A 23,945-nucleotide genomic window follows, 5' to 3' on the forward strand; every position below is an offset into this window, starting at 1 on the left:
GCGAAGCGGTACGGGCGTCGCGAAAAGGAACGACGAGCGTAGAGGCTGTGGCAAAAAGGCAAAAAATACCTGTGCGACGGGAAGAAAAAGCTTTCCGGCTCCTAGCGGACATGTGTAGCCCCCAATTGATACACCGCCGAAGCCGATGTAATCATTTCCGATTCAGCTGAAATTTTTCGTCTTCGGATTAGCGATGAATCAGAAAACCCACCGAACGAAAATATCGACGGGGTTGCCATAATGTCTACGGGGTGAAATGCTGTCAAGCGCAGCCCAAAAGGGCCTCGTACATTTTGCCCGCCGAATGAGACCGCTGGCCGACGCTCCAGAGGACGAGGAAACCTTCGATCACCCATGGATGATGAGCAGGAGGACAAATCAAGGTCGCAACACGAGAGGCCGAGCACTAATCGCGCGTGTATTTCAAAAGCGTGAAATCCGGAACGCCTGTAGCCTCGGAATCCCCGCATTTCACCGCGTTGCATGCGGTCCACTCGCTGGCCTCAAGGAGTTGCAACACGCCTGCAACAATTCCGCTCGCCGCGTGATCTAAAGGTGACAAACCGGACGCAGATGCTTCGGTCATTTGTGCTCGGAAATGGACGTTTGTCCCGCCGACTAAGGCGTTCAAAGGAGGGATTACCATGCAAATGCAAGTGCCGAAAATCGATCGGGTATTGGTGGGCGAAGCCTTGGTAGGAGAAGGCAAGGAAGTGGCCCATATCGATCTGATCATGGGACCTAGAGGCAGTAATGCGGAGACCGCCTTCTGCATCGCGTTGACGAATCAAAAGCGGGGCGACAATGCGCTGCTGGCGCTCGTGGCGCCCAATCTCATGGCCAAACCGCACACGGTGCTGTTCAACAAAGTCGAAATCAAAAACGAGAAACAAGCGACCCAAATGTTCGGGCCGGCGCAGCGAGGCATCGCCAAAGCCGTGGTGGACAGCGTCAGGGATGGGATCATTCCGACGGATGAAGCCGAAAATACCTTCATCTGCGTCGGCGTCTTCATCCATTGGGAAGCCGACAACGACACTAAAATCCAGGACTGGAACTACGAGGCGACTAAGCTGGCCATCAAGCGCGCCATCGAAGGCAAACCCACGGTGAACGAAGTCCTGGCGCAGGAGGAAATGTCGCACCATCCGTTGGCGGCTCACGATTGAACGTAAAGGTAGGTCTTCCTACACTTTGTCATCTCGAGCCCCTCGTCCCCCGCACCCGAACAGAGGGGCTCGGAGTTCTCGCGACAGACTACGGAACGCTGAGCGATCCACCCCATCGAGGTCCGTGTTCTTTACCGGCGGCCTTCGAAACCGGTTTGCCGTGGTCTTCCAACCATAGGCGGCCGGCCTCTTCCAACAGCGGATTGCCGGCTTTGACGAAGTCCCTGGCCATCGCGACATGCCCCGCGAAACTCAAGGCTTCGATGAGCACGTCCTCGCTTCCCGGTTCTCCTTTTTCGATACGTTCACCATAAGTCTCGGCCACTGGGGCCGCACTCCGGGCTCTTGCCGCAACGATGTCAGCCGCGCGGGAATCCTTGGCTTTTCGCAGCGCCATGCCGGCCCCGTGGCGGATTCGCCAGTCGGTGTGGTCCAGGGCGGCGATCAACGATCCAATCGCGGCGGGCCCCATGGTAAGCAGCGTTTCCCGAACTACCCTTCGGAATTCGGCATCACCGTCCCCGAGCCGCTGGATTAGCGATTCGACGGCGCGGGGGCCGATGCTCGCCAAAGCTTCCGTGGCCCCGGTCCGGATCCCCGGATCGTCGTTCCGCAATGCATCTACAAGGGCATCCGCCGCAGGCGGGCCGATCGCTGCCAGCGCTTCCACCAGCTTCGCCCGAAACCCCACCTCGCTGTCCTTGAGTGCGGCGATCAGGGGTCCGACCGCTCTAGCATCTTTCAAGCGCCCGAGAGCGATCGCCGCATCCCACTGGACCGAGGGTTCGTCGTCTTTCAAAGCTTCGGCCAAAGGCTCAACCGCACGAGGGTCGCCAAGGTTCCCGAGCGATTCCGCGGCTTCCCGGCGAACCACGGCGTCGCTGTCAAACAAAGCGCCGACCAGCGGCGCCACCGAAGATGGCGCTTTGATTTCTCCCAGCGCCTTGACCGCGCCCCAGCGCACCGAAGGCTCGCTGTCCCTAAGCGCATCGACGAGGGGTGGGATTGCCACCTTGCCCAGGCTTCCCAGCGCTACAGCTGCCGCCCATTGCACTGCCGCATCGCCGCCCCTCAGACTCCCGAGCAGCGGCTCGACCGCCCTGGGATCCTTGATTTCGCCCAGTGCCTCGGCGGCTTTCCGCCGGACGTCCGGGTCCTCGTCGCGCAAGGCTGCGACGACGGAGTCGAAAGCCCTGGGATCGCGAGTTTCGCCCAGCCTCTCTACGGCCTCGCGACGAACCACCGAGTTGCCCTCCTTGACAGCGTCGATCAAAGCACCCACCGGCGGGCCATCTTCAGCTGCCGCTCCGGCGGAAAAGAGCCATCCGAAGAGTAATGTGAGCCGGAGTTTTCCTTGCGCCTGGATCATGCCGGACACCTCGGCAGGACAAAGTCCTCAGAGCACAGCCCGACGCCAGTAGGCTTGATGCAGACTGAGGCGCCTGTTGAGAAACAGAGGCAGCTTTCGGTGCAGGGAGCTTCCCATCTTGAAGCCCAACCACTTGAGCCCGGTGCGAAGTACGGCCGACGGCATCAGCCACGGTGCGTTTTTCGCGAGATAGCGGAGTTCCGAGATAACAAAACGTCGACCTTCGCCGGCCGCACTTCCGAAGGTTTGCTGCAGCCACGGCGTCCGAGCGTGAAACACGCCGATATCGAAGTAGCGCTTGAATTCGTCCGTGTAAGCATAATCGTGCGAATGGTAGACCCGAGCATCGGCGCAATAGGCAATTTTCCAGCCCAAGAGCAGCATTTTGCCGGCGACGAAGGTGTCTTCGTTCATGACAGTGTCGGTGGGAAAGCCACCCACCTCGAGCAAGGCATTGCGCCGATAGGCGGCGAACGAGTTGGAAATGAAGGCCGTCTTGATGCCCAGCCGGCTGCGATCGTCCAGCGTTCGTACCTGGCTCTCGGGCGGATAGTTGAAAAGTCGCGCATGAGCGCCGATGGGTCTAGCGTCTCGATGCGGGAGCTGGCGGCCATAGGCGGCACCGACCCGTTCGTCCGCGAACGCGTCCAGAAGACGCTCGATCGCCTCGGGATCGGCCAACAAGGCATCCTGAGTCAGGAACACGATGATCTCGGCTTCGGGCATAAGGCCGATCCCGAACTGCCGGGTTCCGCCGTGGTTGAAATCGGCCTTCGCGATGAGCCGCACTTCGAAACCGTAGGAACGCGCCAAGGCCACGGTGTCGTCGCTGGACGACGAATCGATGACCAGGAGGCGGTCAGGCTTTCGGGTCTGCCGATCGAAAGCGGCGAGCCACGATCGCCAGAGGCTTCCCCCGTTCAGGGTAGGAACAATGAGACCGATATGAGCCATGGAGACTTCCGATTGATAAAATTGCTGAATAGGTTTTCTGTGGGAAAAGGTCTGATACGCAGAGCCTGTCCTGAGCCGGTCGAAGGACCTGTTCTGAGCCCTGAGTTAGGCCTTAATTGTCAAGTCCCGCAAGATCGTAAACCTTCTTTCGAAAAAGATGAGGATGGGACAGTTGCCAGTTTTTGAGAGCCTGGATCGGGGTGAGATGGCCTAAGGCCTTTTGGGGAATGTGATGATTGTACAGCTCGACATAGCGGTGCAGGGTGGTGTCCAGATCGGCGGTTGAATCGAAGTGATGGGTTTGCAACACCTCCTCGATGCGGCCATTGAAGCGTTCCACCAGGCCATTCGTTTGGGGCCGGCCCGGCGGAATCAGGCGATGTTCGATGCCTTGTTCAGTACAGAGGCGGTCAAACTCATGCGTCCCCGAGGGCTGCCGAGTTCGGGTCAGGAAACGGTCGGTAAACTCCGAGCCGTTGTCGGTCAGGCATTTCTGGATGCGGAAAGGCGCGGCCTGAATCACCGCTTTGAGGAAGTCCTTTGCGCTTAAGGCGGTGCGGTTGGGCTTGAGGGCGACATAGACCCAGCGGGTGGCGCGGTCGATGGCGACGAACAGGTATCGGCGGGGTTCGCCGTCGATGGCGGGCAAGTACTTAACATCCAGGTGAAGGAAGCCGGGCTCATAGGCCTTGAAGGGTTTGACCTTCGCCTTCTCTGTAGGCGGAAGCAGGGTCTTGAGGGACGCCACCCCGTGGCGGCGCAGGCAGCGGTCTAGCCCGGAACGGGACACGGCGGGATTGAGAAATTCCCGGGTCACGGCCAGGAGATCATCCAAGGGGAGGAGCAGAGCTTGGCGGAGGTAGACCACGATGGCTTCCTGGGCGGGCGTGAGCGTGGTTCTGAGGGTGTGGGGCCGGTGTGAGGCATCTTCGACCGAGGAGCGGTGTTTCCACTTGCGGACGGTCGTTCGGCTAATGCCATGCTTTTGGGCCAAGGCGCGCTCGCTCAACGTGGACGCTTGAATGGCCTGCCGAACGGCCGGGGTGGTACGGGCGTTCTTATGAAGACGAATCTGCATGGAGAGAAACCTCACTTGGACGAACCGAATATCTCCTGGAGAAGGCTCCGGGCTTCGAACAGAGCATAACTCCTTCTCGGTAAATAATCACACGAGACGCGACACTTAATCCGACCTACATACGGCGATTTCCTGAGATGCGGCGACCGTGTCGGAGCCCGTCAACATTGTCCAAACCTGATCGCCCAGTTTGACCGGATCGAGATGCGTCTCGACGTATCGCCGGGCGTTGCCCGACATCCTTTGCCAATCGGTCCTATCCAACGACTGCACGCGGTGCAGGACATCACATACCGACTCTTCGCTGCGGTCGAAAACGAAACCTGAGGCTATAGCCTCGACATGGTCCCAGGCCAAACCTCTGGCGACCAGAACCGGGCGCCCTGCGGCCATGGCTTCTGCTACCACGTTGCCGAAGTTCTCGCGCATGCCGCCCGCTTCCTCCAGCCCGGATGGAAGCACCAGATAATGACTCTCGGCCAACAGCGCGGCGACTTCGTCCCGCCCCAGATACCCCCGGTAGCTGATGGCCCCGCCGGCTTGTTCGACCAACGCCTGAAACTCCCGGAAATACGCCCCGTCGACGCTACGCCCCGCGACGACCAAACGGTCGCGCTCCCGCCGAGTCCTAAGCCAGGCACGGATGAAGGCGTTGATGCCCTTCTCTTGCTGGATGTGACCGAGAAAACAGATCTGTAAGCCATCCCACTTGGGAAAATCCGCGACGGTCACGGCACGGCTGTCGATGCCGTTCGGAACCAGCAGGATACGGACGTTCTCGCCGAGCACGTTTCTTACCCCTTCTGCCTCGGTGTCGCTGGTGCAGTGCACGGCGATTGCGCGCCGCAGGGTGGGAAACGTGAGCCATTTATAGAACAGCCATTTATGTGGTTTCTGGCGCCGGATCAGGGCGACATGCTCGGGCATCAGACCACCGTGCACTGCTACCATGAAGCGCCGCCCGAGCAGCACGCAGAAAACCGCCGCGAGCGTCGAGGGCCAAGTAGCAATGCCGTGGATATAGACGACCGGAGACCTCAGACACAATCGAAACAGCTTAGGGATCGCCCCCAGCCCGAATCCCCACCGCCTGAATCCGTATGAACGGTACAGACTGACCTCGACGCCCTCGCCCAGCTGCACGTCTTCGGGCTTCAGCCGACGGTTGATGGACTCGCTCGAGGCTACCAGCGCGATCTTGTGTCCCGAGTCTGCCCATGCCTTGGTCAAAACCCCGGCCGTTACCGAAACCCCGCCATAGCCCTGAGCAGGGGGTATATGGGTCGAAACGACACCAACGTCTACCGAAGTCCCCATCCGTCATCTCCCGTATGCACAAAAGCCGCGCCAGATGCCGACCAGGTTGTTATACGAATAAATCAACCGTTTCCGATTGCCCAACATTAGGGCTACGGCCATTTTCAGCAAAGGCGCAACCACCATTTTTCTCACGATGAAATACAGCATCGATAAATCGTATTCGTTCGTGAATTTCCGGATATAGGCGCCGACGCCGGCGGAATATAAAAGCATTCGATCGGTCCCGACATGATAATTGTCTTTGTCGGCGTGATAGATCTTTATCCTGGGATCATAAAACGCCTTATTGCCTGCACGGAGTAAGCGGTACAAGAGCTCGAAGCCTTCCGCACCAGGATATTTCGAGCCTATGCCGAAATCGTGATCCAGATAAAACTCGCTCCGATCCACCCTGTTCAAATGAAAGAAATGGGTAAATTCGACACCCATCATGTAATACTGCGAAAACCGCCTGGGATATTTCGAATTCACACCTATGCTGAAATGGGTCTTCGAAAAATCGTAAGAACCGGCCGATAAAATGGCGATATCGGGCTTGCTCCTGAATTCCTCGACCACTTTTTCTAACACGTCGTTCTCATAAACGCAGTCGTCATCCGGAAAGGCGATAATTTCTCCTTGGGCGAACCGAATTCCGTAATCTCTGGCCCTAGAATTCCCTTTGAAATCCACTTTAAGGTGTTTTACCGGAAAATTCATTCTGCACGACCTTAGAACGGAATCTATCTTTCCATCCTTGTTCTGGTCGATGATGATCAGCTCGAAATCTCTATAGGTCTGGTTCTGTAGAGAATTCAAGAAATACATTAACTCGATATCCCTTCCCAGGGTCGCTAGGACAAGCGAACATTTCATAGCCGATACCCCCTTTTCAAGGATTGCCTTCGAGCAAGGTTTCACGTCCTTGAAGCGAGCCAACCTCCGATTCGCACCCCGCTTTCGCCTGCAGGTATATCGTGGCTTCGTACCAAGTAAACATCAGCGCGAATTCAAAGCCAGCGAAGCCATCCAGAAACCCGCGCCGCACCACGAAGTGATAGAGAAATCGGGCAAATATCCGGAACGCCGAGCGTCCCAGCCAAACACTCAAGCGGCCGCGGGTCGTCATGACGGCGCCCTTGGTAGGCCGCGGTCGCACCTCCAGCGCCGCTTTTCCAATGTGCTTATGCATCCATTCGATGATTTCGCCGTTATAGAAATAATGTTCGTATGGAATGGGCGAATACGAGATTCGGCAGGTATCAATCACGGCTTCGCCGTGGCCGGTATGATTAGTGACGAATTTCGTGGTATCCCTGCGCACCAGTCTCGGGTGGTAAATCGGGTAGCCCGGCGCGTAATTCAGGCGTTTTCCGCGCAGATAGAGAATCGACGGAACCATCACCACATCGACTGAGTCCGAGCTTGCGATATACGATTCGAACCAGTTATAGAATTTCGCGGGATAAATTTCGTCCGCGTCGATAAACAAAACCCAGCGCGTCTTGATATTGCAATGCCGAAGCGCGAAATTGCGTTGCTCAGAAAAACCCGGCCAAGGGTTTTCGAAAACCGTGCATCCGCGCTGCTTCGCGATCTGGACTGTCCGATCGATACTTCCAGAGTCTACGACGACGACAGGGTATCGATTAGGTATTGCGTCTAAGCAACGAGGAAGATTATCTTCCTCGTTCTTGGTCAAAATAACCACGGTCAGCCTACAATCGCTCATATCATGTCTCCCGTCGAACCGGTTATGCTTTGACGGCGTACACGTTGATATACGTGCCCATCCCCAGAGAATCGACAATACGGGAGAACGGTCCTTGCAGGTTTATCACTAAAAATTCCAGGAGATCCGACAAAAGCTTGCCGCCATTTATCCGCTTGGCCAGCGCATTCGGTTGAATCCGGGTAATGTACTCCGTCTTCATTACCTTAAATCCGCTCTTTTCAAGCAGTATTCGCAGGCCTTTTTCGGTGAAGTAATTGACGTGTTCCGGCACCCATAAGCAGGCGTTATCCCGAGTACCGAGCAATTTCACCGCAAACGATTCGAAGTTGGGCACGGCGCAAGCCAAAACCCCACCCTGCGCCAACAGCCCGAATACCTTTTTTACCGCCCGCTCAGGTTCCAACAGGTGCTCCAGAACCTGCGACATGACGACCACGCCAAATGGTTCCGAATCCTGGAACGAATCGAACATGACAGGTATCGGGTCGTCTCCGTTGATTTCTTTGAAAACCGCATTCTCGTATTTGCCGGGGTTGATGCTGACGGTCCGATACCCGGCTTTCCTCAACGCTTGTGTGTAGAACCCGAAACCTGAACCGATATCCAGCGCCCTCTTGTTTCCGGAACTGTTGTATCGATCAGCGTCGCGGGCCATACGTGCAGCGTCTACCGTCATATTCGGGAACTTCGTTTCACGCGCGAGCACATCGGCAGCCGTGACTGGCTCGGTGAGCGCCTGTCCTGAGAGCTGGTAGATCGCCTTCAGCCAGTCCGGGTGTGGCGGCCGGTTCAGAAAGCCCGTGCCGCAGTCAGAGCAGCGCCAGATATGGAAAGCCTCGACGCTGCTGTTCGACGTGTATTGGTACCGTTTCCTGCGCCAGAAGCGGAGATTCCCGCCTCTGCAAGCTACGCATTCGTTCAGAAACTCCCCGTAGACGGCAGAACCCGTCGACGCCGGCATCGTATCGTCGTCGTCCCAGGCGATATCGGAGAAAAAGTACAGTGGCACAGGCATTTACCTGACTCCTTTTGAAATAGGTTGGAACCATTCTCGGATGGCGATCATCGTCTCGTTCTACAGCTTGTGGCACGTAGGAAGGGCAAAAGCCGGTTGGTTGCGCCCTTCATCTCCAGGTACCTGAGCCTTCCCCTCACTCTAGCCCTCCCCCAGAGGCAGAGCGGATTTCCTGACTACCCACGTCTCCTCCTTCCGAACCGCACCGATCTTCCGCCACGGCCTCGCCAATAACGCCATGACCAGCGCTTCGACTCCGAAATAGACCGGCGCCGCCACGGCCGCACCGGTCAGACCGTATGCCCGGATCATCAAGGGTGTGGCGACGGCGGCGGTTATCGCCCCGAGCAGGCGCCCGACCAGAAGGGGGCGGGTCCGCTTCACCGCCAACAGCGGCTGCCCTGCCACCATGCCCAAGGCCTGCAGCGCGCAGCCGGCCCCGATGATGGGCATGAGGACGGCTGCCGATTGATAGGTTTCCGCCAATAACAAGGCGGCGACCCAGTCTTTCAGCACAAACAAGGCCGCAACACCCCCTATCCCCATGGCGGCCACACAGCCCAGCCAAATCCAATAGATCTTGAACGCCTGTTCTTTTTCGCCGGCCGAAACGTGTTGGAAATAAACCGGCTGGAAGGTGCGCAACAGCACAATGGCGCTACGGTTGAACGCTTCATTAGTCAAGGTGTAAGCGGCGGCGTAAACGCCCACATCCGCCGCGCTCATGAGGTAGCCGACGATATACCGGGCGCCCAGCCCGCTGAACCAGGACAGCAGCTCCATCGGAATCAACGGCAGCGCATAAACCCTGAGATCCCGTTCAAGCTGCTTAAGGGTTACTGCGCGAGGCCGTACCTTTCTGCTCCGCTCCCGGTCATGCACAAACGACCAGACCGTATTCGCGGCAACGCTAGCCAAGACATATCCCAGCAACACCCAGGCGGCGTCCGGCCCCCACAGCCACACCAGCAGAATGGCGAACAGTGGCCGCAAAATGCTGTCGCTGGCCTGCCACAGACTGGCATCGCGCTGCCGACGCTCGCCGATCAGCAACTGAAACCCCATTTCCCGGCGGACGGTGACAAAAAAAAGTAGGGCAGCAATCGCGAACAACCATGGGTCAAACCCGGTCATTCGACTGTACGCCGCCCCTCCAAACGCCAGGAACGACATGGCAACGAAACTTGAACGCGCCGTCAGGCGGCGCACGCCCCGATACAAGGCGGTCCGCTCTCCGGCGTTCAAGCACTCCGGCAGCAGACGCATGCCCGCACAAACGAACGGATAGGCGAAGATGCCAACGCCGAGCGCCACGATACCGGTCAACAAGGCGACCTGCCCGTAAACCGCCGGCGAAACCATTTCGGTAATGATCCGAGTACCCAGCAACAGCACGAGGCCGGACCCTACCTGGCCGAACAATGCCCAGGAGGCGTCTCCGAAGATGCGCCGCCCACCCGCGGCGTTAACGGATCGGTTCGCCATAGCCACGGTGGTAGTTCGTAGCCGTCACCCGCGATGGCTGCAGACTCGCCTCACGCGCGGTACCCAATACCGCGCCCCACAGGAACATCAACATCGCATTCTGCGGAAAATACTCCCAAAGATTGAACGGCAGCCCCGCTACGAAAATGAATGTCATCACCATGCCTTTTCGAGGATGGACGGACATCCGGGCGGACATCCAAAGGAAAACGAGATACGCGAGCAGGCCGATCAGGCCGTAGCCGTTAAGGAGAAACAGATACAGGCTGTCGGAATCGAACTGGCCGGGAAAATGCTCGGCACCGAACAGGACGTTGATCGTGTTGGAGCCGAGCCCGAGCCCCCAACCGAAGAGAAGATCCGGCAGGTCATTGATGTTATTGCTCAGCATCCGTTGCCAGAGCGCGATGCGGCCATCCTGCGTGGGATCGGCATCCTCCCGGCCGCTCAGGAGCGGACTCGATGCCAGTATCAGCGCGCCGACCGCGAGTGCCGGGGCGGGCAGGATCAATGTCCAGCGGTCGCGGGGACGCACCGCCGAATAGAACTGGAAGAAAAGAACCAGGAAAGAGCTGAGCAAGGCCGTTCGGGACCCGCTCAACAAGGCCAGAAAAGTGGTGACGTACATCCATTTCCGAATCTTCGGCGCCTTGGCCAGCGCGAAAAAAAGCGTGCAGGTCGACATTGCCGCTCCGAACAGATTCGGGCTGACAAAAGTGCCGAAGGGACGTCCGCCGCCCAGAAGCGATACGCCGACCAAGGGCGGCGACCACAGCGCCTGGATGATGGCCAATACGCCTTGCAGGACGATGTAATAACGGAGGTAGGAGGTAAATTTCAGAATGACCGTCTCGGCCGCGCCCAGCCGCGCCGTCATGTAGCCGATCAGAGCCAGCGGCAGGTATTCGAACACGCGAAGCCCGGCCAGCGGCACCACCAACGGTAAATCCAAGAACAGCGCATAGGCGACTTCGAACAGCGCGTAACTTGCGACCACCGCAAGGAAGGCAAACATCGAACCGGTCGCCGCGCCTCTCCAGAACCGCCGTTCCAGCGCCGCGTAAGCGATTACCACCACCAGCATCACTTCACGCAAGATGCGCAGACCGAAATCCTGTTCCCCGTAAACCTCCTTGACCCCGTTCCACGCCGACTCGACCTGAGGCAACGACGCGACCGCCGACACGCTCACCAGGGCGAAAAGAAGCACGGGCAGATCTTTTTCGAGGCGGATTTTCATCGTTCCAAAACGTCTTTTTGTTTTTGGCAGTCGCTGTGCCGGTCCAAAAAAGCCGAAATCCCGTTAAACCGCCTTCGGATACGCATACCCGTAATACGAGTAATACGACGAACCTTCCTTCATATCGTTGATGATGAAGCCGTTCGGCTTGATGCCCACGTGCTGGAAGCGGCGGAAGCTCACCTCCAGCTCCTGCGCGGTGTAACGTCCTTCCTTGACAACCAGGAAGGTAGCATCGGCGTGTTTACCGATGATGGCGGGGTCGGTCGTACCCAAGACCGGCGGGGAGTCGATGACGATGTGGTTATAGAAAGCTTTCAGGTCTTCCAGGATCGAGTCCAGGCCGCCGAGCACCAGGAGTTCGGCGGGATTGGAGACGTTCCGCCCTTTCGAGATGAAATCCACACCCACCTCCGGAAGGCTGGTGATCACCTCGGCCAGCGAAGCCGTTCCCTCGAGGAGATCCGAAAGCCCCCGTTCCTTCTGTACCGAAAAAACCTCATGCAACCGGCCATTGCGTAAGTCGGCGTCTATGATCAGCACCCGTTTCCTGATGCTGGCGAGGAGAGCTGCCAGGTTCGAACTGACAAAGGACTTTCCCATGCCCGGTGCCGGGCTGCTGATCATGATGACCTTGCTTTCGCCGCTGGCGAGGGTGGCTTCGAGAGTCGTCCGCAGGGCACGCAGCGATTCGACCGACATGTCGTGAGGTGCCTGGCTGGCCAATACGGCCGGCCGGTCCGAATCGACGCGTTTGGCGAGACGCCTCTGGGTCTTGCTGTGGGGAATAGCGGCGTAAAGCGGAATCCCGACCCGGTATTCCAGCAACGCCGGGTAATTGTCGTGGCGCTGCAGGGAGTTACGCAGGAACACGAGCGCGGAACCCGCGGTCAGGCCCAATACGGTCGCGATCGCCAACAATAGAGCGGGTTTCGGCCAGTAGGGTTTTTCCGGTATCACGGCATAGTCGACGATGCGGGAATTGCCGATCGATCCCGCGGCGGCCACGCGCTGCTCCTGCGCGCTGTTCAGCAGCGAGGTATAGAGCTCGGTGTTGACTTGCACATCGCGGGACAAGCTCACCATGTTTTGCTGCGTACGCGGCAGTTCCTTGATCCGCTTGTTGAGATCCGCGAGCTTGCGTTCGACCCGGGCGATCTGGGCCTTGGTGGCGATCATGTCCGGATGCGCATCCGTGAGCCGCTGATTTTGTTCCTCGTATTTCTGTCTGAGCTGGATGCCGAGGGTTTCCATTTCCGCCGCTTGCTTCAGGAGTACCTCAGCCTCGGCCGAAATGTCGACCGCGCCGTGTTGCTGCCGATACGCGCTCAAGGCCTGCTCCGCCCGTTCCAGGCGCTCTTTCACGATAGGCAGCTGGCTTTCGAGAAACGCCAGTTTCTGTGCGGCTTCCGCCGATTCCCAGTTCACCGTCGCGTTTACATAGGTGGTGGCGATGTCGTTCACCGATTTGGCGAGCTTCACGGGGTCGCGGCCCTTGAGTTCGACATTCAGGATGTCCGTGTCCTTGGAGGCTTCCTTGACGGTGAACGCCTTCTTGAGTTTTTCGATAGCTGTCAACCGGCTTTCCCGGCGCAGATCGAAATGCGTGCCGGGATGGGCCTTGAGCTCGGAAACCTTGATGACGATGGGTTTCTCTTCACCCACGTCGATCTCGACGCTGTCGCCCACCTGCCCTTCGCCCAGCCGTTCGCCCTTGGGACCGAGCAGTTGGAATCGCGCACCTTCAAGAGCAACCAGGGTGAAATCTTTCCCGAGGTAACGATCGGGCACGGTGAAATCGCCAATCTCGATCTTCTCACCGCCGAAGGCCCAACGGCTGAACCCCCACCAGGCACCAGCCACGCCGTCGCGCGGGTCGTGCCAGCGCGCGAGGGCTTCGCCGATCAGGGGAAAATACCGGGGCGAAACTTCCACCGCCAGATTCAATCCGTCGACGACTTTGCCGAGTACCGAACGGGATCTAAGAATCTCGACCTCCCGCTGCGCTCTCGGATTTTCGGCCTCCGCAGGGTATTTACTGGCCTCGCTGCGGAGCGGCGCGGTAAGCAGCGCCTTGTTCTTATCGATGCGCAGCAAGGCGTCCGCCTTGTAGGTGCGGGGAGCGAAGATCAGATAGACCACCGTCACCGTTAGCACCGCTGTCAGCGTCAACAGGATCGTCTTCTTGCCTTCGAGCAGCAGGTCGACGTAGTCCCTAATGCTGACGCCCGGCTCCTCGATCCTGGACGACCAGTTCGGCGACGGGGGAAGGATGATCTCGTTTTGTCCGTACGTGTTCATGGCTTAATTCACGTATCGATTCGGTTAAAAGGGTCGGAAATCGGTTCTTACTTTCGTGCCGTTTTGCTGGAAGCGTCTATCACTCCCCCGACCGGCCCAGGACAGCTCATAGGATGTGCTGCATGAACCACATCGTTCGCGATCGACGCCCTTCCTGAGCTTCGTCGAAGGGCCTGTCCTGAGCTTCATCGAAGGACGGTTTCTTCGTCACCGCTTCCGACGTGCTTATTCCGGCCTACCCAAAAACCGTCAGAACCCCCCATAGAACGCGCCTCGCGTCATGACCTGGCTGAACGACGACGGCAGGAGCTGGTTCAGTACCCTCGACCACTGGGTAACGCCTGCCGTGCCGACGAAAACAATGTCGTGCGGCTGCAAGGAAAACTGTTCCGCCAGAATCATGGCGTCGGGCGATTTCCCGTTGAGCTGGAAAATTTCCGGCTTGGCCTGTCCGGCGCGAATGACGTAGATTTCCTCCGCGTTCGACGTGTTGAAGTCGATTCCGTTGGATTCCGACAAGGCCTGAGCGAGCGTCATCCTGCCCTTGTGGATTTGCAGCGCCTGCTGCCGGCCCACTTCGCCGGTGACGAAGACCTTGGCGTGATAGCGATCGGGCACATGCAGCACGTCGCCGGCCTTAAGTTGCAGGTTTTGGCCGTTATCGCCCTGTTCATAGAGCGCTTGGAGATTGATCGGATAGAGTTTGTCCCCGCGCGCCAGCGTCACATGGCTCAGATCAGCCTCTGCCGTCACGCCGCCCGCACGGCTGATGGCTTCCGCGACATTGAGCGGCGAATCCACGATCGACTGGACACCGGGATACTTAACTTCGCCCACCACGGTGACTTTGTGGGCCTGAAACGCGAGCACGCGTACGTCCAGCTTGACCTTCTTGAAGTATTTGGAAAGTGCCTCGGTCAGCATGTCCCTGATCTCCGCAACGGTCTTGCCCGCCACGTGAACGGTGCCCACGTAGGGATAGAAGATCGTCCCATCATCGAGAACGACCTTGCCCGCCAGTTCGGGCGGAATATCCTCACCGCCCGGATCGTTCAGCTCGGGATGGTCCCAAACCGTGATCAGCAGCCGATCATGCGGCCCGACCCGGTAAGGCTCCGGTTCCGAGTTCGGCAGCGTGAGCGTGCGGGCGTCCTGCAGCCTGGCGTTTTCCCGCTCGATGATCAAATCGGCGGTGATCGGAACGATCTTCACTTTCTCCTTGACTAGCTTGCCGTCCTTCATTACCGGCACAACCGCATCCGAGACATCGCTGCCCCGTTTCATATCCATGCCCGGCGTCAGCGCGCAGCCGGAAAGAAAAACAACCAGCCACAACACCAAGACCGCGGCCATGGCATCCGATTTTCCAAGCAACGAACCCACGGTTGACGATGCGCTCATCTCCTATCCCCTCCCCGCGGACCTATTAATAGGCGTTCTTGTTGACGAAGCCGGACACGATGGTTCGTAAGGCGATTTCCAGGTCGAACCACACCGACCAGTTTTGGATGTAATAAAGATCGTGCTCGATGCGCTTGACGAGATCGGTGTCACCACGCCAGCCGTTCACCTGAGCCCAACCGGTGATGCCGGCCTTCACCATGTGCTTCTTCATGTAGTTCGGCACCTGATCCTTGAACACTTCCACAAAATCCGGACGTTCAGGGCGAGGACCCACCAGCGACATTTCGCCTTTGAGCACGTTGATAAGCTGTGGAAGTTCGTCCAAGCTGGTCCTGCGCAGGAACGCCCCGAACGGCGTTGCCCGATTCTCCCCGGGCTTGGCCCAGACCGGACCGGTCTTCGCCTCCGCATCCACCGGCATGGACCGGAACTTCAGCATGATGAACTTGCGATTGTTCCAACCTACCCGCTCCTGCCGGTAGAACACCGGGCCCGGCGAGCTGAGCTTCACCCCGATGGCGATCAGCAGCATCAGCGGGCTTGCCAGGATCAAAAGGATCAGCGCGAGCAAACGGTCTTCGATTTCCTTGATGTAGCGATTGATGCCGTGCAGAGGCGAGACTGAAATATCGAGGGTCGGTATGCCGGCGACTTCGTTCAGATTGAGGAACTTGCTCATCTTGAAGGCGAAGCAGTCGATCACCAGCCGAATGCTGACCGGCAAATGGCGCAACTCGTGAAGAACCTGCTCCGCGCGCGCCTCGCCCTTGAACGGAAACGCTACCCAGACTTCATCGATAGCCTCCCGGGTCACCAAGGAGGCCAGATCCTTCAGCCCGCCCAGCCGCGGCAGCGACACTGCTCCGACCAATCCCCTGGGTTCCGAACGATCGTCGACATAGCCAACCACCTGCAGACCGGCCCAGGGGGATTCGTTCAATTGGCGGCTCGCGGCAATCGCCATCTCGTTCAGCCCGACCATCACAATCCGGCCCTGCTGCCAGCCACGCGCCCGCAAGATTCGAAGTACGCGCGAAAGCACGGCGCGCGCGAGGACCACGAAGGCAAAACCCAGCACGCCCCAGGTTGCAATCCAGCGATAGCTGGAACCGAGCCAGACATGGAGACGGACTAAGGCAACAATGCAAACAACCGAAATCAGGGTGAATATCCAGGCGCGCAGAATACGGGCGATTTCCCCGCGCATCGCATCGTTCCGCCAGGGACGATAAATCTGCCCGATTTCGAAGAAAAAGATGGCTCCCAGAATGCCTATCGCGATCACGACCCTGTGGTCCGGGTCGATGACCGGTGTTCGATGCCAGAAATAAAAGGCGACCCAAGCCGCGGCTAGCAACATCGCAATGTCGAGAAACCGCAACAGCACGATCACCGTGTGGCCATACTGTTTGTAAAGTCCCCTAAATACGAGTCCAAAACCGAGTGGCATGTTCGTGAACCTCTTCTATTTCTCGCAACGTCGAGAAGACTGCTGTGCATCGGAACGGAAGCAGCCTTTCTGGCATTAGCCTACGAAGGCAAGATGAGTGAACAGCCGAGGGGAAAATTAAAACGAGATGAAGATTGAATTATTTTTGGAGGAGGATTTTTGCGCGGCGGTGACCAGAAGATGCCGGAAGTGCTTCGCTTATTCCAGCCTACAAGCTCAATTCATACGCCGGAACGTAGGCCGGGATAAGCGAAGCGTTCCCGGCGCGAAACTTGCGGCGTGACACTTAGAGCCTATCCTGAGATTCTATGTTTGATGTCAAGTCGAAGGGCCTGCCCTGAGCGAGTCGAAGGGCTCAGAGCGAGCGGCCGATCGGGATTGGCTCTTAAGCTATTCGAACTCCATCCCGCGAATGTTCTCGGGCTCGCTCCCACCCCAAGCCGCATCGTACCACCCTGTCCTTACGAATCGTCTGAACGAACTGAATTTCCATTCGAGCGACGCCGATGCAAGCCCGTGCTTGACCGGATTGTAATGGATGTAATCAAGATGCCGCCCGAAATCCTCGTCATCCCGTATGCTGCAATGTTCCCAATAGCGGGGTTGCCATAGGTTTTTCGAACCATCCTTGTTCAGCCGAGCCGGTACATGCCGTGAAAAATCGGTTTTGATCATTTGCCAGCGTGTGGAAAAGTCGGTATCCGCAACTGGCAATTGCCAAAGGCAATGCAGATGATCCGGCAAAACCACGGCGGCAATCATTTCGAAAGGGCGGCGAGGGTTTACATAGCGGAATGCCGAGCGCAGCTTTTCGATGTTTTGGTCATCGGCGAATAACGGTTGCCGTCCATGAGTTACGACGGTAAAAAAGTAGGTCCCGCCGGGGAGATAGAGCCGCCGATAATCGCTCATGGTTCGGATGATGTTACAAGCTGGTTTGCCGGAAACGCTTCGCTTATTCCGGCCTACCTACTACGAATCAGGAAGAAATTGACGACATCGTAGGCCGGGATAAGCCTGTCCTGAGCCCCGTCGAAGGGGCGTTAGCCGTTCCCGGCGCAATATCTAAAACGAAATTCTGACGCCGGCTTCGACAATATGGCTGGAAACGGTCCGCTGGCCGAGGCGGGTTTCATAGCGGAGAAAGGCGGCGTTGCCGCCGGGCAAGGTGGCGGCCAGCGATCCGCCCAGGTTGAAATAATCGCGGTCCGGGACCGAGTTGGAGATGGTGAAGCCGCCGGTGCCAGGGGCCGCATCCACGAAGCGTCCTCTGATATCGCGCGAGCCGTTCTGGTACTGGTGCTCCCACTCGAAGCGAATGGACGGCGTCAGTACGCCCCAGGGCAGACTGAAACTCCGGCCGATTTGGGCGCCCAGGTCCGTGGTCAGGGAGTGATCGTCCTGGCTGCTGAAGGCCAAGCCTAGGCCGCCGCCTCCTCTTTCCTGATAGGCGTCGATCTGGAGCTTGGCGTATTCCATACGGAGGTACGGATTCAGGCTCCATTCGCTGATCGCGAAATCCTTTCCGACACTGACGGCGAAGCCGTACTGATTGCCTTCCGGATTGCTGCGCGCCCGCGACGAGAACCCGCTATAGCGGATATTGCGCTTCATGTCGTAGTCGTGGCGGGTGAAATTCCCTATCCAATCCACGTAAAAGTCTTGGGGCAGGTAATAGCTGCCGTAGAAGGAGCCGTGGTACGAATCGGTGTCCATAGCGCCGGAGTCCTGGCTGAACACGGACGAAGTACCGTCGTAGCCGAACGCAAGCCCCAGGACTAACTGATCGGTCAGCCGGTAATCGGCGCCCACAGTCACGCCTCCCGACGTGAACCGGTAGCCCCGCTCTTCGCGAGTACCGTCCCTGTCCCCCCCGTTGAACCGGCCCTGCACGAAAAACCCGAGGGGGCCGTCCCGCAGCGGGTCGTCGGGGCTGTCGCCGGCCGCGCCGCCCGATTCCTTCCCGAGCGCACGCGCGAGCTGGGCGTAAGAAATGTTTCGGCCGTCTATATTCATGGCCAGGTCGAGACCGCCACCACCGTGCCGCAGCTGGGTCAGCCGCTGCCGCAGGTTGGCCATGCGCCCGGTGCCGATACGCAAAGGCGTACTGGTTTGGGAAGCGACCTGCTCGGGGGTGATCTGGCTCAAGGCGGCGATCTTCTCGGCATCGCTCAGTTCGGAACCCAAGAGGTCCGAACAGCGCTGCGCCAGTTCGCCGGTAGCGCCGTCACAGGCCCCTATCAGGGCGCTGGCCACGGAGCGCTCGTTTTCGGTGAGTCCGGGAAGTTCGCCGAGCGGCGTGGGCGTGGGAGGCTGGGTGGTTGACACAGGCGTGATGGTGATTGTGACGGTACTAGTCGGAAAAACATCCGAGGGACACGGCGACTCCGAAAAACTCTCGTCACAAGTCAAGTTGAGCGTGAATGTCCTGGGCGCAGTCAAATCCGGATTGTTGACGATGGGAATCGAGATAACCTCGGTTTGCGTCAATGGTCCCTCCACACGGTCGAAGAGCCCCCCCCCACTCACGCCGATATAGTCCACCGAAGCGGTCGCGGTACCGTCGTTGGTCTCCCAAGTGACAAAAAGTTCACCGGACTGTTGTTCGTTCACTCCTCGCGAATAGGTGAGCGTAATTTCCACCGACCCGGCATCCGCAGCCACCGAAGGCGCCGTTGGACTAACCGTGACGGTGTCGGCCAGTGCCTGGTGCCCGCTCAACGCCAACATTAAAAAAGCGAGCCACCATGGCGAAGGCATGACGTAGAAAAGAAGAAATTCCCCGAAATGCGATATCCCCCTCCTCTGGGAGCCCCCATCCCGATTTCCGACTTCAGACAGGCTCCGCCTAAACTTGTTCATGAGGTGCACCTGGTGTTGAGTTCGGAGCAATCGATTTGCCCACTTACATTTTTAGTTTGCCGACCCTGGACGCACTGCTCGGCCGTGCAGATCATACCCCAACGGATCGCCGTAAGTGTATTAAAGACGAAATCAGCGGCTTCGACAAAGATTTCCGTCGGCGCCCCCGTTGCCTATTAGTAGGAAGCTTTGATTTAAGTCCTTCGACAGGTCTATCCTGAACCAAGTCGAAGGGCATGAACGGAATCCTTGTTCAGAGCTTCCTAATGCCGCGTGCACAGACCGCGACTACCCCGGTTTTCGAAAACCGTGCCGGGACCTAAGCCTCATCCTGAGCAATCCTGTCTGTTTCGCACGACGCGTCCAACTTGTAACCGTAACCGCGAACGGTCTTGAGGAGCTTGTGTTCGTAGCCTTCGTCGATCTTGCGCCGCAGCTGGCGGACATAAACGTCAACCACATTGGTCATGGGATCGGCGCTGTAACCCCAGACCTGCTCCAGGATTCGGGTCCGGCTCAAGACCTTGCCGGGAGACCGCATGAAGCTCTCCAGCAGCGCGAACTCTTTGGGCGTAAGCTCGATCACCCGGCTGCCACGCCGGACTTCGTGCGTGTCCAAGTTCAGCACCAGATCGGCGACACGGAGTTCCCTGGATTCCATCTTGAGTCCTCCGCCGCGCCGGCGCATCAGCGCTTCAATGCGTGCGAGCAGTTCCTCGAACGAAAAGGGCTTTGTCATATAGTCGTCGGCCCCGGCGCGAAGACCGGTCACCTTGTCCTGCACCGTGTCCATGGCCGTCAGCATGAGTATGGGGGTGTCGATCTCGTCGGCGCGCAGCCGCTCGCACACCTCTAGACCGGTCAAATCAGGTAGTTTTCGATCCAGGATAATCAGTCGGTAATCCCCCACCGTAGCGAGCGCGGTCGCTTCCCGTCCGGTCCGGGCGACATCCACCTTATACCCCTCCGCCTTCAGTCCGCGCCTGACGAATTCGACAATACGCTCGTCGTCTTCTACCAACAGAATGTCCAAGCTTTTGTTACCTCGCCTAAAAAAGGGCCTTCGACGTCAGGCAGCCGATTCTCGAGCGTAATCCTGGCAAACGTCTACGTCGGCGCCCACGTCCGTATCGCTCTCGTTCAGTGTGAGTTGTGGCAATGTTACTGCAAAGGTCGTTCCATGCCCTTCACTGCTATGTGCCGAAATCCGTCCGCCATGCGCAGTCACGATAGCTTTTGCTACCGGAAGACCGAGGCCGGTGCCGTCGTCGCTGGAACGGCGGGCATTCGTACTGCGGTAATAGCGATCGAAGATCAACTCCAGATCGTGCGCGGGAATGCCGATACCGCGATCGTTGACGCGCAAGACCGCTTCCGCGCCGTCGGCTTCCAGATCGATCCTGATCCGGCTGCCCGCATCCGAATATCGGACGGCATTGTCCCCCAGGATGAAAACGACTTGACGGAGCCGCTGTTTGTCGCCCCGGACCCATACCGGCGTATCTGCGACATTCAGCGTCACTTCGATCGATTTGTCCTGCGCCAGCACGCGGATGTCCTCGGCCGCGTTGACCACCAGTTCGACGAAATCGAGCATTTCCCACTCGAACTGCAGGTGAGCGGTTTCGGCCCGTGCCAGGAACAGCAGATCGTTGACCAGCTTGCCCAATTGCAGCGACAGATCGAGGATGCGCTGCAAGGATTCCTTGTACTCCTCGGCCTCCTTGTTCCGCCCTCGCAGCGTCACTTCCGCCTCGCCGCGGATCACGGTGATCGGCGTGCGCAGTTCGTGGCTGATGTCGGCGAAAAACTGCCTGCGCGCATGATCCAGCCGTTGCAGCTCGCCGTTGAGGCGGTTTAGCTCCAAGGTCCGTTCGGCGACCTTATGCTCCAACGCGGCATGCGCCTCGCCGAGTTTGCGCCGCTGGATTTCCAGCTCCTGCGCCATTTGATTGAAGTGCTTGGCGAGATACCCGAATTCGTCCCGGCTGTCGATGGCGATACGGTAGAGTAGATTGCCCGCCGCGATTTCGTCAGTACCCCGCATCAGGGCCTCGATCGGACGACGGATGCTTCTGAACAGCATGGCGCCCGCGGCCAGGCTGAAAACCACCGAAATCAGCGCCGTGCTCACGGATATCCACCTGGAAAGGCCGACCAGTCCCATTAGCCGCTCTCTTGCCACCAAAGCGCGTTCACGCTCGCGGCTGATCGCGCTATCGATGAGCGGATCGAAGGTGCGGTCGATGTCTTCCTCCAGAACTTCCGATAGCAGCAACAAGGCCGCTTCACGACGGCCTTCGTGGCGCAAACGGTCGACCTCGTCGAACCGATGCATCCCGGCCTCGAGCGATGCACTCAAACGGGCAATGCTGTCCAATTCGCTCTGACGGTTCTGCCAGGCTTCGATATCGTTGGCGGAATCCAAACCCGTCGCGGCCGCTTTCCGCAAGCGTTCGATCGCATCGTGCAGGCGCTGGCGCGACATTTCCACGTCCGCCACCGTGCCTTGCTGGTCGACCAGGAGCAGATCCATACGTTGCTTGAAGTAACGATAGGCTTCCCGGTAGAGCTGCTGATAACGATCGAACGCCTCATAAGCCGCCTGGCTACGGGACGAATACAGGGCGATTTTGTGAGACCCCCAATACAGCGTCAAGCCGAGCACGAAGACAAAACACAGAGAGATGGCGACAACCAGTGCCAATCTTACACGCAACATGAACTATCCCATCTTAAGGACGAAGCAGGGGTGGCCTTACGTGACGCCATGACCGAACCCGAACGCCGTTTCGCTTGTTTTCGTCAAACGATCAGGGGCAAAAGTCATCCTGTTCGTCAGGCATGGTAATACGAAAAACTCCGGATACCGAATCAGGGCACATTTGCCGGAAAAGGATTGGCGATCGCCCCGCAGTGCGGTCAGGCACAATTGTTCTGACCGAAGGCACAAGTCATGCAGGGAAAACCCAAGCCAGTCCTGGTTGGCGTTGGGGCACGAGAAGGATAATCGCAGGGTTCGTGGGACGTTAAGAAATCTCTGACCAAGTGCATGCCTTTCGACAAGTCTGTCCTGAGTCTGTCGAAGGACTTATTGAGCTTCCTTAATGTGAGCGCTTGGCAGGCGGCAACCGCGAGAAAACCGAAGCGTTTGACTTAAAGCGGCTTTTGCCACCGGCCGTCTTTCGCAAAGCATCGCCGTCAAGACATTCAGCTCGAGCCGCTTCTTATCCGATTACGGCGCGGAAGCGCTTTCTCTCACCCCTGGCTCAAAGCCCGCGGCGCGAAACCCACTTCAAACTCACTGGTTGCTAAAAGCAGCTTCCTTTTCGAGCGTACATCAGCGATGAAAACGCTCTAAGAACCAAGCAGTGCCCGAGGATAGGCTGGAGGGCTACCGTCGTGAACCGCTTCGCAGCGCCTCAAGCCCGCACTGGCAACCACACCGTGAACTCGCTTCCCTTTCCCGGCCCTTCGCTGTAGGCTTCGATTCGCCCTTGGTGCAGCTCGACCAGCTTTTTGACAATGGCCAAGCCGAGCCCTAATCCGCCCTGGGCACGATCGAGGGTTTTCTCGGATTGCGTGAAGATATCGAAAATACGGGACAACAGCGCTTCCGGGATGCCCTCCCCGTTATCCTTTACCCGAATCACGGCTTCCTCGCGCTCCCGCGTTACCGTTAGCCATATAGTCCCGCCCGGGTGCGTGTATTTAGCGGCGTTGTTGAGCAGGTTGGAAATCATCTGCGCCAGACGCTCGGCGTCGCCCATGAGCGTAATGGACGCGGTCGGAACCGAAACGATCAATTCGTGCTGGCGGGACTGGACCAAGGGCCGGCAGCTCTCCAGTGCCTGATCGACGACTGTCGCGAGTTCGATCGGCTCCTTGCGGATCGTAATCTTGCCTTGTTCGATCCGCGAGATATCGAGCAGGTCCTCGACCAGGCGCGCCAGATGGGTGGTCTGACGATCGATGACCTGCTGGACCGTCTGAAGCTTCGGGTCGGAAACATTCATTTTTTTCATGATTTGCGCGGCGTTCCTGATCGGTGCCAGAGGATTCCGAAGTTCGTGGCCAAGCATGGCGAGGAATTCGTTCTTGCGCCGATCGGCCGCCTTCAGAGCGTTCTCGATCCGCTGCCGCTCCGCGAGAGCTGCCTCCAGCTCGCGCACCCGCTCCGCCAGTTCCCGCTTTTGGCGGTAGAGTTGCATGAAGACGGCGACCTTGCTGGACAGGATGTGTGGGTTCAAAGGCTTGAACAGGAAATCCACGGCCCCCGACTCGTAGCCTCTGAATACGCGGGCGTGGTCGTGAATTCCGGCGGTGACGAAAATGATGGGAATCTCCCGGGTGCGCTCGGTCCCGCGCATCAGCTCGGCCAGTTCGAATCCGTCCATTCCCGGCATTTGCACGTCGACGAGCGCCAGCGCCACCTCGTGTACCAGTAGACGGTCCAATGCCTCTTCGCCGGAACGCGCGCATAACAGATCGGCCTCATGTCCGTTCAGAAGGCCCGCCAGCGCCACGAGATTCTCCTCGCGATCGTCCACCAGCAAAATCTTTGGTTTAGGATTCATGGTTCTT

At 58.3% G+C, this 23,945-nt stretch carries 19 protein-coding genes; 1 reads left to right on the top strand and 18 read right to left on the bottom strand.

Annotation, left to right across the window (positions count from 1 at the left end; genetic code table 11):
• Positions 1-406: 406 nt before the first annotated feature.
• Positions 407-586, bottom strand: a complete 180-nt coding sequence (locus QEN43_RS10555; RefSeq protein WP_026611492.1) for a hypothetical protein — start codon at positions 584-586, stop codon at positions 407-409.
• Between the two features lie 64 nt (positions 587-650).
• On the opposite strand from QEN43_RS10555, the gene fae reads away from it, so the two are divergent.
• A complete protein-coding gene (fae, locus tag QEN43_RS10560) occupies positions 651-1,169 on the top strand; it encodes a formaldehyde-activating enzyme (RefSeq protein ID WP_026611491.1) in 519 nt (172 codons plus the stop codon).
• A gap of 88 nt (positions 1,170-1,257) precedes the next feature.
• On the opposite strand, the gene QEN43_RS10565 is transcribed toward fae, so the two are convergent.
• The 17 genes from QEN43_RS10565 to QEN43_RS10645 form a co-directional block, all read right to left on the bottom strand.
• On the bottom strand, positions 1,258-2,538 hold the full coding sequence (locus QEN43_RS10565; RefSeq protein WP_317963213.1) for a HEAT repeat domain-containing protein: 1,281 nt from the start codon (positions 2,536-2,538) through the stop codon (positions 1,258-1,260).
• A gap of 27 nt (positions 2,539-2,565) precedes the next feature.
• Positions 2,566-3,492, bottom strand: coding sequence for a glycosyltransferase family 2 protein (locus tag QEN43_RS10570; protein ID WP_026611490.1), 927 nt, complete (start codon positions 3,490-3,492; stop codon positions 2,566-2,568).
• Positions 3,493-3,604: 112 nt separating this feature from the next.
• Positions 3,605-4,570 (bottom strand): IS481 family transposase, encoded by a 966-nt coding sequence (locus QEN43_RS10575; protein ID WP_317963214.1) that lies wholly within the window; start codon positions 4,568-4,570, stop codon positions 3,605-3,607.
• 105 nt (positions 4,571-4,675) lie between these two features.
• Complete coding sequence (locus tag QEN43_RS10580; RefSeq protein WP_051331946.1) at positions 4,676-5,887, bottom strand: glycosyltransferase family 4 protein; 1,212 nt, start codon at positions 5,885-5,887, stop codon at positions 4,676-4,678.
• A 3-nt stretch (positions 5,888-5,890) separates the two neighbouring features.
• Positions 5,891-6,745 (bottom strand): glycosyltransferase family 2 protein, encoded by an 855-nt coding sequence (locus QEN43_RS10585; RefSeq protein ID WP_026611487.1) that lies wholly within the window; start codon positions 6,743-6,745, stop codon positions 5,891-5,893.
• 16 nt (positions 6,746-6,761) lie between these two features.
• Positions 6,762-7,601 (bottom strand): glycosyltransferase family 2 protein, encoded by an 840-nt coding sequence (locus tag QEN43_RS10590; RefSeq protein ID WP_051331945.1) that lies wholly within the window; start codon positions 7,599-7,601, stop codon positions 6,762-6,764.
• Positions 7,602-7,623: 22 nt separating this feature from the next.
• Positions 7,624-8,619 (bottom strand): class I SAM-dependent methyltransferase, encoded by a 996-nt coding sequence (locus tag QEN43_RS10595; RefSeq protein WP_317963215.1) that lies wholly within the window; start codon positions 8,617-8,619, stop codon positions 7,624-7,626.
• A 141-nt stretch (positions 8,620-8,760) separates the two neighbouring features.
• Positions 8,761-10,104 carry a lipopolysaccharide biosynthesis protein gene (locus tag QEN43_RS10600; RefSeq protein WP_051331944.1) on the bottom strand — a complete coding sequence of 448 codons (1,344 nt, stop codon included), beginning with the start codon at positions 10,102-10,104 and terminating at the stop codon, positions 8,761-8,763.
• Positions 10,085-11,344 (bottom strand): O-antigen ligase family protein, encoded by a 1,260-nt coding sequence (locus QEN43_RS10605; RefSeq protein ID WP_026611485.1) that lies wholly within the window; start codon positions 11,342-11,344, stop codon positions 10,085-10,087. Before QEN43_RS10605 ends, QEN43_RS10600 begins: the two co-directional genes overlap by 20 nt.
• Positions 11,345-11,407: 63 nt before the next feature.
• Positions 11,408-13,645 carry a polysaccharide biosynthesis tyrosine autokinase gene (locus tag QEN43_RS10610; protein WP_317963216.1) on the bottom strand — a complete coding sequence of 746 codons (2,238 nt, stop codon included), beginning with the start codon at positions 13,643-13,645 and terminating at the stop codon, positions 11,408-11,410.
• A gap of 249 nt (positions 13,646-13,894) precedes the next feature.
• The gene (locus QEN43_RS10615) at positions 13,895-15,046 is read right to left on the bottom strand and encodes a polysaccharide biosynthesis/export family protein (RefSeq protein WP_317963217.1); all 1,152 of its coding nucleotides are present in this window, start codon (positions 15,044-15,046) and stop codon (positions 13,895-13,897) included.
• A 25-nt stretch (positions 15,047-15,071) separates the two neighbouring features.
• Positions 15,072-16,499, bottom strand: a complete 1,428-nt coding sequence (locus QEN43_RS10620; protein WP_317963218.1) for an undecaprenyl-phosphate glucose phosphotransferase — start codon at positions 16,497-16,499, stop codon at positions 15,072-15,074.
• A 390-nt stretch (positions 16,500-16,889) separates the two neighbouring features.
• Positions 16,890-17,411 carry an REP-associated tyrosine transposase gene (locus QEN43_RS10625; RefSeq protein ID WP_317963219.1) on the bottom strand — a complete coding sequence of 174 codons (522 nt, stop codon included), beginning with the start codon at positions 17,409-17,411 and terminating at the stop codon, positions 16,890-16,892.
• A gap of 153 nt (positions 17,412-17,564) precedes the next feature.
• Positions 17,565-19,361 carry an autotransporter domain-containing protein gene (locus QEN43_RS10630; protein WP_317963220.1) on the bottom strand — a complete coding sequence of 599 codons (1,797 nt, stop codon included), beginning with the start codon at positions 19,359-19,361 and terminating at the stop codon, positions 17,565-17,567.
• 319 nt (positions 19,362-19,680) lie between these two features.
• Positions 19,681-20,394 (bottom strand): response regulator transcription factor, encoded by a 714-nt coding sequence (locus tag QEN43_RS10635; protein ID WP_036269180.1) that lies wholly within the window; start codon positions 20,392-20,394, stop codon positions 19,681-19,683.
• A gap of 36 nt (positions 20,395-20,430) precedes the next feature.
• Positions 20,431-22,083, bottom strand: a complete 1,653-nt coding sequence (locus tag QEN43_RS10640) for a sensor histidine kinase (RefSeq protein ID WP_317963221.1) — start codon at positions 22,081-22,083, stop codon at positions 20,431-20,433.
• 700 nt (positions 22,084-22,783) lie between these two features.
• Positions 22,784-23,938, bottom strand: coding sequence for an ATP-binding response regulator (locus QEN43_RS10645; protein ID WP_026611480.1), 1,155 nt, complete (start codon positions 23,936-23,938; stop codon positions 22,784-22,786).
• Positions 23,939-23,945 lie beyond the last annotated feature (7 nt).

The organism is Methylocaldum szegediense (assembly GCF_949769195.1).
Lineage (GTDB): Bacteria > Pseudomonadota > Gammaproteobacteria > Methylococcales > Methylococcaceae > Methylocaldum > Methylocaldum szegediense.